12 protein-coding genes are annotated in these 14,757 nt (G+C 43.6%); 3 read left to right on the top strand and 9 right to left on the bottom strand.

Annotation, left to right across the window (positions count from 1 at the left end; translation table 11 throughout):
- The first annotated feature begins 98 nt into the window (after positions 1–98).
- Positions 99–989: a dTDP-4-dehydrorhamnose reductase gene (gene rfbD / locus ABF638_RS32625; RefSeq protein WP_435026974.1), complete on the top strand. Its 891-nt coding sequence runs from the start codon at positions 99–101 to the stop codon at positions 987–989.
- A gap of 126 nt (positions 990–1,115) precedes the next feature.
- On the opposite strand, the gene ABF638_RS32620 is transcribed toward rfbD, so the two are convergent.
- Complete coding sequence (locus ABF638_RS32620) at positions 1,116–1,850, bottom strand: 2-phosphosulfolactate phosphatase family protein (RefSeq protein WP_435026973.1); 735 nt, start codon at positions 1,848–1,850, stop codon at positions 1,116–1,118.
- A 583-nt stretch (positions 1,851–2,433) separates the two neighbouring features.
- Between ABF638_RS32620 and ABF638_RS32615 the strand changes: the two genes are divergently transcribed.
- On the top strand, positions 2,434–2,853 hold the full coding sequence (locus ABF638_RS32615; RefSeq protein ID WP_069069046.1) for a BlaI/MecI/CopY family transcriptional regulator: 420 nt from the start codon (positions 2,434–2,436) through the stop codon (positions 2,851–2,853).
- Positions 2,853–3,692, top strand: coding sequence for a M56 family metallopeptidase (locus tag ABF638_RS32610; protein WP_435026975.1), 840 nt, complete (start codon positions 2,853–2,855; stop codon positions 3,690–3,692). The genes ABF638_RS32615 and ABF638_RS32610 overlap by 1 nt, the downstream gene beginning before the upstream one ends.
- 350 nt (positions 3,693–4,042) lie before the next feature.
- Here the strand turns inward: ABF638_RS32610 and ABF638_RS32605 are convergent, their stop codons facing one another.
- From ABF638_RS32605 to ABF638_RS32570, 8 genes are all read right to left on the bottom strand, one after another.
- The gene (locus ABF638_RS32605) at positions 4,043–6,460 is read right to left on the bottom strand and encodes an nSTAND1 domain-containing NTPase (protein WP_435026972.1); all 2,418 of its coding nucleotides are present in this window, start codon (positions 6,458–6,460) and stop codon (positions 4,043–4,045) included.
- A gap of 2 nt (positions 6,461–6,462) precedes the next feature.
- A complete protein-coding gene (locus ABF638_RS32600; protein WP_435026971.1) occupies positions 6,463–7,533 on the bottom strand; it encodes an nSTAND1 domain-containing NTPase in 1,071 nt (356 codons plus the stop codon).
- Between the two features lie 286 nt (positions 7,534–7,819).
- Positions 7,820–8,692, bottom strand: coding sequence for a 6-carboxytetrahydropterin synthase (locus ABF638_RS32595; RefSeq protein WP_435026970.1), 873 nt, complete (start codon positions 8,690–8,692; stop codon positions 7,820–7,822).
- Between the two features lie 128 nt (positions 8,693–8,820).
- Positions 8,821–9,522, bottom strand: coding sequence for a J domain-containing protein (locus tag ABF638_RS32590; RefSeq protein ID WP_435026969.1), 702 nt, complete (start codon positions 9,520–9,522; stop codon positions 8,821–8,823).
- 15 nt (positions 9,523–9,537) lie between these two features.
- Entirely contained in the window at positions 9,538–10,500 is a 963-nt protein-coding gene (gene cysK, locus ABF638_RS32585) for a cysteine synthase A (protein ID WP_435026968.1), read from the bottom strand.
- 77 nt (positions 10,501–10,577) lie between these two features.
- Positions 10,578–11,015, bottom strand: coding sequence for an Rrf2 family transcriptional regulator (locus tag ABF638_RS32580; RefSeq protein WP_435026967.1), 438 nt, complete (start codon positions 11,013–11,015; stop codon positions 10,578–10,580).
- Positions 11,016–11,355: 340 nt separating this feature from the next.
- On the bottom strand, positions 11,356–13,062 hold the full coding sequence (locus ABF638_RS32575; protein WP_435026966.1) for an iron uptake porin: 1,707 nt from the start codon (positions 13,060–13,062) through the stop codon (positions 11,356–11,358).
- Between the two features lie 555 nt (positions 13,063–13,617).
- Positions 13,618–13,899 carry a 4a-hydroxytetrahydrobiopterin dehydratase gene (locus ABF638_RS32570; RefSeq protein ID WP_069069054.1) on the bottom strand — a complete coding sequence of 94 codons (282 nt, stop codon included), beginning with the start codon at positions 13,897–13,899 and terminating at the stop codon, positions 13,618–13,620.
- Positions 13,900–14,757: the final 858 nt, after the last annotated feature.

Raw genomic sequence — 14,757 nt, 5'->3', positions numbered from 1 at the left:
CGCCGTCTCTACAATAATCAGTCCTTTGTAGAGACGGCGATTTATCGCGTCTTTGCGATCTAGGGCGTGGCTTCTATTGGACAAATGACAAATGACAAATGAGTAAATCAATTTTGCTGATTGGTAGCAATGGTCAAGTGGGTAAGGAACTGCAACAAATACTCCCATCCTCCGGCAATGTTATCTCAGTAGCACGCCCAACAGTAGACCTTGCCCAGCCTGATACTCTGTGCAGTATTATCAGATCCAACCAACCGCAAATCATCATTAACGCCGCAGCTTATACTGCTGTGGACAAAGCAGAAAGTGAACCCGAACTTGCGATCGCGATTAATGCTACTGCACCCCAAATTATTGCCCAAGAAAGCCAAAAATTAGGAGCTTTCCTAATTCATATTTCGACCGATTATGTTTTCGATGGTAATGGGTATCGCCCTTACCAGGAAACCGATACAACTAATCCTTTGAGTGTCTATGGTAAAACCAAACTCGCTGGAGAAGAAGCTATTCGGCAAACTTGCGCCCATCACCTCATCCTCCGTACTGCTTGGGTTTATGGAAACTTTGGCAAAAGTAACTTTGTTAAAACCATGCTGCGGCTAGGTGCAGAACGCCAAGAAATCCGTGTTGTCGCGGATCAAATTGGTAGCCCGACTTGGGCGCAAGATATAGCCGCAGTTATAGCCCAGACCATTCCCCTGTTAACCCCAGAAATTAGCGGCACTTATCACTACACTAATAGCGGTGTTGCTAGCTGGTATGACTTTGCAGTTGCCATTTTTGAAGAAGCCCAACAGCTAGGCTTCCCTTTAAAAGTTGAACGGATTGTCCCCATTACAACTGCCGAATATCCAACACCAGCAAGTCGCCCAGCCTATTCTGTGCTTGCTTGTGGAAAAATTTCAGCAATTCTAGGGACTTATCCCCCCCATTGGCGACAAAGACTCAGACAAATGCTCACAGATTTGAAAATTGGGTATGGGGCATAGGGCATAGGGCATTGGGCATGGAGAAGAGACAAAGAAGACAAGGAAGAGGGGGGAGACAAGGGAGAGATTTATTCAATAATTTCACCTTGTCCCCCTTGTCCCCCTTGTCCCCCTTGTCCCCAGTCCCTATCCCCTTTTTAAAACTCCCGTTTCATGTTGTATTGGCAAGACATCTAAAATATCAGTTTGAGAACAATATTTTAAATCATCTAAGCAGTCAAGACGCAACAATCGTTGACCGTGACTAGCTTGGTGGAATAATCCTAATAAGTTATCTTGCCACTGAGAGTAAAGAGCGATCGCACTAACAACTTCATCATTACCAGCTAGTTCTTCTGGTGACAACTTGGTTTGTTGCAAAATACTATGAGCGATCGCACCTGCACAAACTGTATCCTCTAAAGAAAAACTACCTTCCCAACCAGAACCGACAATCCACACTGTCTCTGGTTGTTTCTCTAGGAGAAATTGCACCACCGCCGCCCGGTTAATCAAGGCTGCTGCTAATAGATTTGGGGAGTCTTGTACCCTTTGTAAGGCACGAGTGCCATTGGTGGTACTGATAAATAAGCGACGCCCCTGCACTAATTCTGGTGTGCAGTCGAGGGGAGAGTTTCCCAACTCAAAGCCAGGTACTTTTGCACCGCCGCGTTCTCCAGCCCGCAGGCGTTTTTCAGAGGGCCATTTTTCGCTAACTTCAATTAACTGATCTAAATCGCTGAATACTTGTACAGCTTCGCCTCCAGCCGCCAAAACTGTTGCAATTGTGCTAGTGGCTCGCAATACATCGACTGCGATCGCACATTCTGGCGCTTTATCCGTTGGAGTCAATTCAGGAGTGTGATATACGAATAGCTTCACGCGCTGGATACACCTGCTTTAATACAACTGCCGCAAATAATATTCTACCTAGTTGGTGTCACTAACTATAGTCACAATTGCTATTGGAACATTTTTTACCATCAAAATACAAAATGTATCTCATTCAATACATAGATGGGAGTGGGGAGTAGGGAAGAAATCTGACTTTTTACCATATCTAAAAAACCTCTCTCTAAATCTCTCTCCTAAAAGGAGAGAGACTTTGAATTTTTCCCCTTCCCGTATCGGGAAGGGGGTTAGGGGGTTGGGTTTTTTGTGGGTTTTTCCAGATTACATGAAAATTTAGGCAACAAATCTGCTTACTAGAGGCAAGGTTTTAACTAAATCTTAAGAGTCCCTAATCCCTAATAAATACTCCAAAAGCCCATTTTGATGCTTTTAGACTTTCAGACTTGCTGCACTATCTTGTAACCTAAAACAAGAACAGACTTTTTAAATGGGGAAAATTTACAGCTTCAAAAAGTTACAGCCCAAAGAGACGGATATCCACTCATTCCCCACTTTTCAGTACAGACGCGATTAATTGCGTTTCTCCCATTCCCCACTCCCCATTGAAATTGCTATGGCACCTTTACCCGACTACCGCCCTAAACAACTATCTTTAGGCCCGTTGGAAGCGGAAATTTTAAATATTATCTGGGAACTTGGTTCAGCCACAGTCAAGGATGTACATGATCGCATCCTCGCTGATCCCAACCGCGAATTAGCGTATACTTCTGTCACCACCGTTTTACGTCGCCTCACTGATAAAGGTTGGCTGGCCTGCGACAAGAAAGAGCGGGCATTCTATTGGCGGCCAATGCTGAGTAAGCAGCAATCAGATGTCATCAAAGCTCACGAGCAGTTACAGCGATTTCTAGCGGTGGGAAATCCTGATGTTATTGCTGCTTTTGCAGATAGCTTAGATGAAGCAGCTAGTGAGCAAATAGCAGCGATCGCCAAACGCATTCAATCTGCACGCCAAGCGAGGGAGGAACAATGATGCATCTGATGATGATTTTGATTGCTTTGGCAGTTGCCTGGTTGTTAAGATCCTCTTGGAATCAACCCCAAGGCAATTGGAATCTGCGATGGCAGCGATCGCTATTTTTGTTTCTCTTCCCGCCCTTGCTAATTTTCATGACTGCGATCGCTGTGCTGTTCATGGGGCCTCAAGGACAAATGGGCGGGATGTATACAGGCTCAATTAGCTATTTACTAGCATTCATTTATTTGGCATTTTTTGCCATTTCATGCATTAAACTTGCCTTCCAGGGTTGGCAGTCTGTAGAATCTGCCCGTAACTGCCCTTTAGTGAATGTTGGCGATAGACGAGCCAGACTGCTGCAAACGGGGGCGCTGTTCGCAGGTCAAATCGGTTTTTGGCAACCAGAATTAGTAGTTAGCCAAGGATTAGTGCAAACTCTCTCACCCGCTCATTTAGAAAGCGTCTTAGCCCATGAGCAAGGGCATCACTATTATAGGGATACGTTCTGGTTTTTCTGGCTGGGTTGGGTGCGTTCCTGCACCGCATGGTTGCCGAATACAGAGCCTTTGTGGGAAGAACTTTTAGCTTTGCGCGAACTCCGTGCCGACGGTTATGCAGCATTGCAAGTAGACCCTCTGGTGCTAGCGGAATCACTTTTATTAGTGGTTAGTACCAGCCCAGTCTTATCGGAAATTTGCTGTGCTGCATTAGGTTCATCTGGTGCAGATCGCTTAGAACAAAGAGTAGAAGCTCTATTAGCACCACCAGAACCAACCCCAGAAGCTCAATTGCAATCGTGGCATGGCTTTCTGCTGGCGTTTTTACCTCTACTGACTGTGATATTTCATAGTTAAGTTGAATTTAGCAAGCTACTACAGCACAAAATCGTGATGTTTGTAACGAAAATTGTAGCGTTGGTAATAAAAACGTATTGTTTGTAACGAAAATCAGATTGTTTGTAACGAAATTATTGTGTTTGTAACAAAAATCAGATTGTTTGTAACAAAAATCAGATTGTTTGTAACAAAAATCGTAGTGTTTGTAAGGAAAATCGTAGCGTTGGTAATGAAAACGTATTGTTTGTAACGAAAATCAGATTGTTTGTAACAAATATTGCAACGTTGGTAATGAAAACGTAGTGTTTGTAACGAAAATTGCGATAATAACAAATTAACAAGCAGTAATTACGAATTACGAATTACGCTTATTCTTCTTCTAGCAACTGTTCTATATACTTTTGCACCAAAAGCACTTGGAAAGCATTGCCTTCTTGAGTCAAGATTTCTTTTCGCGTTAGTTTGCGGACAACGCCTTTGTCCTGCTGCGTGAGAGTTTCCCCGTGGATTAAACGCTGAAGTAAATTCTGATCGCTATCTGTTAAACTCCTCCATAATTCCCGAAAATACGGATCGCCTCGCTCCAGCACAACAGGTATAACTTCTTTAACATCCTGTGCAGTAGCTTTTGCTGTATCTGCTTCTCGCCTGTTTCTTCTGATATCGCGGTTTAGCAACTCCACCACCTCATAACACACCAACTGAACGAGATAAGGTTGACAGCGAGTAAGTTGGATAATTTCATCTACAGCAGTTGGTTCATAGATATTGCTGAAGTTTTCTACTGGCTGTTGAATCAAATCGCGGGCTTCTGACTCGTGCAGGTAAGTCATTCGCAAAGCACGAGTGTTAATTAGATAGTCACTCCAGTAATCATCAAGTTCAGATAACTCCTGTGAACCACTAAAAAGTAAAATCCACTTCCGTTGGTGTTGCAGCAGGTTACGAATAAAATTGAGTGGCGCACGGCTGCTTGTTGCTTCCACTACCTCACTCAGGCGTTCATATTCGTCCAGACAGAGGAGAAATTGCTTACCAGAGTTGTTGCGTTCTATTTCTCCTAACCAAGTTTGCAACGCGGGAAATGGATCTTCAGCTAGTTTATTGGCATCTGGATTAGGCAAGTATACTGTGCGGGGTAATCGCCGTGCAGCTTCGATAATTTGTTGAGCTAAATTCTCAGCCAATCCTTTTAACGTTGTAGCTGATGCTGCACCCTGTAAATCTATCAGCAAAGGTACAATATTTGCTTGTATTCTGTAAGGTAGATATTTTAGCGCTGAAGTTTTCCCTGTCCTCCGTCCACCATAGAGTAACAACACTGGCGGTTGCTCAGAAAGCGCCAAAGATTCAATTTCCCGAAATATGTCAATTCGCCCTTTAAAACGATTCTTTGCTGTTTCCGGGTCTAGCGAATTACCAGCAATATAAACTTGTCGAATTTCTTGCGATCGCTGTGCCTGTTCGTTTAAAGTGTGCTGTGCCGTTTCTAATATAGTTAGCCAGCTTTGTGCAGTGTTGCCAAAAGAGACAGCAACGCGAGCATCTTTTGTCAAAGCTAGACTTTGCCCCAGTTGGCGTAATGCGTTGATGGGAATATTCAGTAACTCATATTGACGATAAAGTGAAGTTGCTTCTTGTGATGCCCGTACATTTTGACTAATATCCAAAAATTGGGGCAGTACAACGCCAAGTTCCTTTGGTGGTGGTGAGGGAATCCACGCTAATTGGTTGGCAATGTCTACAATATCTCCCAACCTCTGACAACGGTTGAGAATATCTACAGCAATACCAGAAATTGCTTGTGCTGCAACTTTTTGCTGGTTGGTGGAAGAGATTAGATAATTAATAGTCTCACGGGCGGCGATTGGGTTCTTTCGATAAGCCTCCACAATCATCACATCCATGAAAGGCAGAGGCAAGATAATCAATTCATCAAAGCGAGGGGGCAGATATCGCAAACAATTTACCTGCTTTTCATTGCGAGACAACAAGAACAGAGTGAGTATCCATAGTAATTCTGGCAACCAGAAGTAAACCCGCAATACCCCCAAAATGAACGCCACGCCTACTGCCACGCCTCCCGCCACGCCGAACGTCACGCCGAACGCTACGCCTAACGCCACGCCTAACGCCATACCGAACGCCATACCGAACGCCATACCGAACGCCACGCCTAACACCACGCCGAACGCCACGCCTCCCGCCACGCCGAACGCCATGCCTACCGCCACGCCTCCCGCCACGCCGAACGCCACGCCTAACGCCACGCGTAACGCCACGCGTAACGCCACACCTACCACCACGCGTAACGCCACGCCTACCGCCACGCCTACCGCCACACGTAACGCCACGCCTGATGATAAAAATATAGGCGCAAGAAAAAGGGAAAGGGTAAGTACAGCAACAAGGATAATAACTAGCCTATTTTTATTACCACCACGGTCTAGAAGGCTTACTATAAACCAGCCGATCAAAAAACCACAGCTTGTGAACCAGTGAAATGATTCACCACTAACCAGATTGTAAATTGGTGTCACCAGCGACACGGTAAACATTGGAACTACAGCAATTAGCCACCAAACCTGCCCAGCATAGCGACGCAAGCGGGGGTTAGTACGAAACTCAGCCCGTTTATCAAAGGGGTTATCTCTTGGCTTCAATTCTGGATGAATATCGCGCAGCCAATGTTCAAAGGTAAAAGGCTTGAAGTAAATCCAATACAGGAGGCGCACGCATTCAGCCACATAATTCCAAAAGCCGGATGTTGGAGATGTGTTACTCATTGCTACTTTATCCCCAGCTTGTCACGCACAAAATCCCAAACTTGGTTCCAGTGCAGTACACCCGCTAAAGCAAGGATAACCATTACTATAATTGCCATTCCAATTATCCAGCTACCAAAATCACCTACAGTTTCGCCAGTGAACTTGGTAAAACTACCCAAGCGCTTCGGTAAATCTACAAATATAAAATACAGATGCGATCGCCAGTTCGATTGCTGTTGTTTAGGATTTGCAAGCTGTTGTGCAAACTGCTGTTTCGCCCACTTGATTGCCTTGCCTTGTTGACGTGCTTCCCACAAATAGTAACCAGCCAATTGCAACTTGTAAGGATGACGATCGCCCCATTGCTGGGCATGACTCTGTTCGTCTACACTCAAAGCAGCACCATTGCTAGAGCGACTTGGTAAGCGCGACAGTTCAATCGCCTCATCTGTAGTTAGTTCTTTCAAATAAATAGTGTGACCAATATTGAAAAAACTAGAGACAAACCGATGCTCGTTAGCATAAACATCCAGTTGTTTACGCGAAGCCACCACTAGCATCAAGGCGTTGCTATCCATCAGCGATCGCAAATTGTCATAAAATCCATTATCAAATTTATCGGGATATTTCAAAAGGCTTTCAAAATCATCCAGACAGAGAACGGGTAGCTTTCCTTGCTGTTTCCATTGCTTAACCGCATCTGAAAATGCTTGCCGATTAAGCGGTTTAGTCTTCCAACAATTTTGCAGACTGCGTTGTTGCCATCCCTGAACGTGACTCAGTAAACCTTCAGCCACAGCCTCATAGAAACCCGTTTCAGTTTGGCAATCCACACCCCGTAACGGTAGGTAAATTACCACATAATTATTACTGTTGTTTAATACTCGCTGCTGCCAAGTCAGAACGTAATAATGCAGCAACGAAGATTTACCAATGTGCTTCTCACCAACTATATTAATACTTGTAGGCTGATCGCCCTTCATCCGAGATGCGATCGCGTGTAATTCATCTTTACGACCGACAAACAGCCTGGGATCTTCAATCATCCCCGCAGCCACAAAAGGATTGTCAGGCAGCGCTCCAGAAGTCATGTAAAGCGTTTATCCTAGTTTCAGCAATTTAAGTGCAATCACTTAAAACAATACCACTAGTCCCATAATGTCTTTACAGATCGCAAAGACGCGATAAATCGCCGTACCAATTTGTAGAGACGGCGATTCATCGCGTCTTGTCTTAAACGTGGTATCTGAGAAAAATATTTATTTGGCAAATGGCCCAATGTTCACTGCTAAGAGTGTAGAACAAACTTTTCTAGCTTGGGCATGGGCATGGGGATGATATAAATTCCCTATGACCTATGCCTGGATTTTCAATTACTTAAACGCTTGCCAATACTGGCTGATTCATGGTTGTACTGGCTGAGTCTAATTCTGACTCCGTGCAGTAAATTTCGCAGGAGTTATTGGGACTTTCAATCAGTTTTACTTTGTAAAGTTTAGCTCCCAATTCCTGAATGGGCGATCGCAGTAAATTACTAATGTAGAGTGCGATATTCTCAGCAGTGGGCACAACTTCGGCAAAGTAGGGAATATCTTTGTTTAAAAATGTGTGGTCGAATGACTCTAACACATAATCTTCTACCACTTGATTCAGGGCACCTAAATCAATAATCATGCCAGTACGCGGGTCAATTTTTCCTTTGACAGTGACTTCTAGATGGTAGTTGTGTCCGTGACCGTTGGGACGAGCGCACTTACCATAAATCTCAGTGTTTTCTTCGTTACTGAGTTTAGGATGAGCTAGCCGATGGGCGGCGCTAAAGTGAGTACTGATGGTGAGGTAGGCTTCCATTGCGTTTCCCATATAATCTGCCCAAAGTTCAGGATGTTCAAATAACTGCACACGGACTAGAGGCAAATGGGGTGCTAGCCGCTGCCAGATAATCCGTGCAATATTCTCAGTGGTAGGCAGAGTTTGTTGAAATTCTGCCCACACATCGTTGAGATAAGAGAAGTCCAATTGACTGGTAACTTCCCGTTTAATTACGTGTTTCACATCAGACAAGTTCAACACCATGCCATATTCATCCAATTCCCCAGCTAGGGAGATAAATAAGACATAGTTATGTCCGTGTCCTGGAAATCTAGTACCAGCACCAAATTTCTCAATATTCTCGGCTTCACTCAGTTCTGGCAACCAATAACGATGACTTGCTGAAAACTGGGCGCGGCGATTAACAATGCATTGCATGAGTACACTATGAGCAGAATTTAAAATTTCTTAATCTTTTTCTGTTTCCAGCATAAACTAATTTCTTAGTCATTAGTCCTTTGACATCTATCAGGATTAACCCATGCCCAATGCCCCATGCCCAATTACTATGTAACAGACGCTTGTGCCTCACAGTGTAATCCCGTAGCTATGCGGAATAGTTCTTGACCTGTGTGCAAATAACGCTCATCGTAATTCAAAGGAAAGTAACCTAATTCTTCGAGTCCATCTGCTACCTGATCGAGGCTGTAGTAGAGGTGAGCTGCTGTTCTTGCTAGACTAGGGGGATTTGGTAGGGAGCGAAAAGTATTTTGTGCCTGTTTGAGGTCATCTCGACAGGCTTGTAAGTATTCCTGAAATTCATCTAACAGCTCATCATCAAACGGATCAGCAGCTAATTGCTCCATTTGTTCTTCTAACGAATAAAGAATGGTACAAAGCAAACGATTAACTGGTTGGTAAACTTGACGCAGCCATTCTTCAACTTGCTCATCAACATCCCTTCCTGTTTTTCGTCTTGTCTGGTAATGCTGTTGCGCTGATGCTGTACGCTGTTGGCGATCGCTATTTAATTTTTGAGAGTCATCTTGCAGTTCTTGGTCATAATTACGGCGATTTTGGTTATCGCCTAAAACCTCATAAGCTGCATTGATGCGGATAATCTGCTCGTGATCGGCTGTATCCTGATTACTGTCAGGATGAAATAACTTAACCAAGCGGCGATAAGCAAGCTTAATCTCCGCTTGGCTGGCACTTGGACTAACTTTGAGAGTTTCGTAATGGTTAGAAACGTGCTTAGAATTGACCATTAATTCAATGTATCGTTAACTGACGCTAGTGGCTAATCTTGCCTCCAAGTCTTGGAACAACGGTGTACTCAAATACCTCTCGCCAAAACTGGGCTGAATCATCACAATTAAACGTCCCTTATTTTCTTGACGTTGGGCGACGCGAATTGCTGCACATAAAGCTGCTCCACTAGAAATACCAGATAGTAGCCCTTCTTCTTTTGCCAAACGCCGACTGTAAGCGATCGCTTCTTCATCGGTGACAGTAATCACTTCATCAATCAATTTTATCTTTAATACTTGGGGAATAAACCCAGCACCAATTCCCTGGATTTTGTGTGGCCCTGGTCTTCCCCCTGATAAAACAGAGCTATTGGCTGGTTCAACAGCGATCGCTTTAGAATTAGGCTTGCGTGCTTTAATCACCTCCGCTACACCAGTGATCGTACCACCTGTGCCCACCCCTGCCACAATGATATCTACTTGTCCATCAGTATCTTCCCAGATTTCAAGCGCTGTAGTTTCCCGATGCACTTTTGCATTAGCTGGATTGCGGAACTGCTGTAACATATAGGTATTTGGTGTAGTATTAACTATTTGTTGCGCCCGCCCAATTGCTCCACTCATACCTTCCATACCTGGTGTTAGTTCCAGTTCTGCCCCGTATGCCCGCAACATTGCCCGACGCTCCCCACTCATCGTCTCTGGCATTGTCAAAATTAATCGATAACCCTTGGCTGCTGCTGCCATTGCGAGGGCAATTCCTGTGTTTCCAGATGTGGGTTCTACCAATACTGTCTTCCCAGGAGTAATCAGTCCCTCTTCTTCAGCAGCGTTAATCATACTCACCCCAATTCGGTCTTTAACTGATGCCGATGGGTTCATACTTTCCAGCTTGACCACAATTTCCGCAACACATCCTTCTGTTTGAGGAATACGGTTCAACTGCACTAGGGGTGTACGACCAACCAGTTCTGTAATGTTACGAGCTATTCGCATAATTTAGTCCTTAGTTATTAGTTATTAGTTATTAATTATTGGTCATTAGTCATCAACAAACGACAAATGATTCTTGACTAAATGTAGTACATGATATCCAACTGCCGTCGGGAATCTCGTTTTTCACAAAGATCCTGGAGCGTATATTTTTGTAACACTGAATTTGCCGCGCGACTTGCTTCTTGCCAAATTTCTTCTATAACCGAACTGTCTACCGTTTTGGAATTAACCTTTTCTTCACCAGTCCGCGCCTCTAACCCTTCTAAACATTCTAAAATCTCAAAAAGGATGATTTTTCGGGGCTCTCGCGTTAAAAGATACCCACCTTTTGACCCGCGTTGACTCTTGACTATACCCCCACGCCTTAAGGTTGCTAGTAGCTGTTCCAGATAGCGATCGGGTATATTTTGTCGTGCTGCAATGTGTCGAATTTGCAGCGGTTCGCCACTTTCGTAATGAGCAGCCATCTCTAATAAGGCGAGAATTGCGTATTCCGATTTACAGGATAGTTCCACAAGTAGCAATAAGTTAGGGGTTATAAATTAGGAGTTAGGAATTAGGAGTCATTCAATCTGAATTTTATATTTTTCCTTCAATATAAAATCCCAAGTTCAAAATCCGCAGAGTTAGGATATTAAGCAATATGTAACTTTATAAAGCCAACTTCAATTAGAAAAGCTCATTCAGAAAAAGTTACTCACGGCGTAAGTCACTTGTAGAATTCACAACTCCTAACTTTTCTAGTATACTCCGGTTAAATACTGGGGTTTATCCATTGCTGCTACTCAAAACAAAAAGCCCCGCCTGATGGCGGGGAGAAATAGAGTTCAAAATTGTTAGTGGATAGTCAACACTCTAGAAGGTGAAAGTTGTTCTGAGCGTACCGATAATTGCATCGTCGTTATCGCTGTTTTGACCAGGAGAGGTCAACCAGATTACACCAGGGGTAACAGAGATATTATCTGACACGCGATATTTGTAGAAGCCTTCAAAGTGATAAGGTACATCATTACCACTACCAGCAAAAACTGCTCGGTTACGGGAGTAAGGTTCTGCTCCAGCGAAAATACCTAAAACGTTACCCTGTTTACCAAAATCAACTAAAGCAACCCCAGCACCGTAGCTCCAAGCTTCATAATCATCATCTGCACCGAAGCCAGTGACATCATGGTAAGAGACGAAGCCACTAATTGAAAGCTTATCGCTGGGTCTAAACGCAGCTGACAGACCGTAGGAATTGCTGGAACCTTCACCTAGTAAAGTGTTACCTTGTCCAGTACCTACTGCAACAAGATCTGCGTTGGACGTAGAACCGGAGTTAAATAAATTACCAGTTGTGCCATTATATGCGTGGACGTAGGTAGCAGCTAAAGCCAAGCGATCGCCTACACTAAAGTTAAACTGTCCTAAAGCTGCATAGTCGCCGTTGGTAAGACCTTGACCAAGACCAGGATTATTCGCTTCTGATGCCAAGTAACCCGCAGTTATTGAACTATTTCCCAAAATACCGCTGTTTTGACCAAAGGGTATGTTGAGCGCTATACCTGCACCACCACCAATCCGATAAATGGGACTTTCAGAAGCAAAGCTAGACAGGGCGCCATTACCACCGTCAGTTTGATCGAAAAAGTAGGGGTTGTTAACAGCAGCGTAATGGCTGTGTCGTCCGCCACTAGCTGCGAGGTAAACGTTGGCTGGGCCTATGGGAACTTCATAGGTTAAACGGTCTATTTTGACACTGTTGCCACCATCGCCATTACCGACTTGAAAGGTTTGTGTACCTTCATTAGTGACTACAGGAGTATCAAGTAAAAAAGCTTCTGCATTACCAGCAGCAAGACGGGTGTGTAAAACATCTCTACCCGTAAAGCTGGTTTGCAAGTCTAAGCGTACTCTGTTTTGGAAGACAGTGTTGTTGTTGTCACCACTAGTACCGCCAAACACATCACTAACAGCAAAAATAGCTTCACCAACTAGTTTAGTGGTAGTGGAGAACTGATTAGCTTCCAATTCAGCAGTCCGCGCTTCTAGGGAATCTACGCGACCGCGTAGGGTTGCCAATTCTGCGGAAAATTCTTCTTGTAACCGCTGCAAAGTAGCTAAATCTTGTTTAGTTACCAAGTCAGCTGTTGCTGTGGCAATCAATTCGTTAACTCGATCCAAACAGGCATTCAAACCAGCGGCAAATTCATAACGGGTCAAAGCACGGTTACCGCGATAAGTAGCATTTGGGTAACCTGCAATACAACCATAGCGCTCAACCAAGGACTGCAATGCTTGGAATGCCCAGTCGGTGGGTTGTACGTCGGAAAATTGAGAAACCGATGTTACTTGAGACTGAGAGTTATTTTGATTGCCTTCGTTACTGTAGCGATTAACTTGATCTATGGTTGTTTGAGCCAATATTTCTGGCTGTTGGACAACTTCAGTTGCACTTGCTTGTCCGGCTGACGATACTTCAGTGGTTGTGTTTGGGGCGGCAATTGCTGTTGTCGAAACTAACAATGTTGCTCCCAAAACTGCTGGGCTAACCACTAAGGATTTCCACAAAAGATTAGACATCACTTTACTCCTCACACCTTGTTTAGATAATTGGCTTCGTTGCACCTAATTCTCAAAAATGCGACATCTCATTGAAACCTGTGGATGAGGCATAGTAGCCACTACTACAATTTTAGTTTTTGCAAAGCTAATAAACGATTAACTTGGGGTTAAAAACTTATGTGATTAACTTATGCAAAAACATATCTTTATATCATAACATTATAAAACATCTGATCTAGATGGCAAGATTGGAGCGATCGGCTTAATAACTGTCACACATACTTATCTAAATATCTAAGCAGGGAGTAGGGTTTAGGGCATTTGCTCCTACTTAGTTAAATTGCTGAAAGCTTTAGACACTTAGCAGCTTGTCATCAAAAACAACTTTTTCCACTTAGAGAAAAAATAAATCAACCTAAGTTACGCAATGTAAATTTAATTAAATTGGTCATAGTAAACGGCTCCAGCCTTGGAAATAGGGCTAGAGCCGTTTACTACAAACCTTTAATTATCTACTGAGTTCGCGTCTCGGTTACTTTCAGTCAGTTGGTGCAAGATATCAAAAGAAATTGCTTAGTGAATTTTGGAAATCGCCTGCGCTACATCAAAGTCTGTCTGCGTCAGCCCGCCTGCATCATGTGTTGTGAGTGTAATCTTCACTTTGTTGTAGGAAATCTCTATATCTGGATGATGTCCTGCTGATTCAGCTGGCTCCACCAGCTTATTCACAAATTCAATTGCTTCGATAAAATCTTTGAATGTGCGCGTAATCTGCAACTTAGAGTCTTCAACAGTCCAACCTGACAGAACCTTTGCCTGTTCTTGAATTTCCGCTTCAGTGAGTAATTGTGCCATATCAAGAAATTCCTACTTATATATCTGTTACATTTTGCATCTGACAAAGGCAAATCCCTTTTATTCTCCACACAGAAAGTATTGGAGGATCGACTAAGGCATAATGCGTGTGTGCATATTTAAACCAGACTTGATAGATGCCGTTGCTCACATCTAGTCAGACCCCAAGGTTTGATGCAAGATATTTTTCTTTTTAAGAAAACTTAAACGTATTGGTTTTACCCACAGTAAGCATCGCCATCTAAGTTTTCAAAAGCAAGCATTGATAAAATAAAATTCACCTATAAAAAACTATCCGCCCTGATTCAGATCGGTTGATCTAAGTCAGGGCGGTCTAGCGGGTCTTCAGGTTGCAACCAGACTGCCGGAAGGAACTCCGAGCTTGCCTAGCTACTTGAGCTAACTTAGTATCTCAAAGATAACTAAGGCTAACTTTTAGAGAACAGCCCCGGCGCGCAGCCGGCTAACTGCAACCTGATGACCCATGCATTTACTACTTTCTATCATGGGCATCACCTCCTTATTGCCTAAGCGGTCTTAGTTTCAAAAGGGCAGAGCATTTACTCTGGGTTTATAACCTTCACCTAACATAACATACAAATTTAGAGATATTAACCATATACAGAAAAAAATCCCCGACCTTTTGGTGGGAGATTACTGGAGAATGAGGAAAATTGACGTTTTATTGGCTTATTACAAGAAGATTATTTAATCTGGGAGGTGTCAATTTTCGGCAACCACAACTCTTATTCAGTTTATGGTCGGCTTTTTATTCTTAGAGAGCGTTACCGCGAGGTAGAACTTCCTCAGGGAATACAAATTGTTCGTGGGGTTGATCTTGAGGAGCCATCCAAGCGC

The sequence above is a fragment of the Nostoc sp. CALU 1950 genome (assembly GCF_051172895.1).
Lineage (GTDB): Bacteria > Cyanobacteriota > Cyanobacteriia > Cyanobacteriales > Nostocaceae > Nostoc > Nostoc edaphicum_A.
The sequence above is the reverse complement of the archived record's forward strand: the minus strand, read 5'-3'. Positions and strand labels throughout refer to the sequence as shown.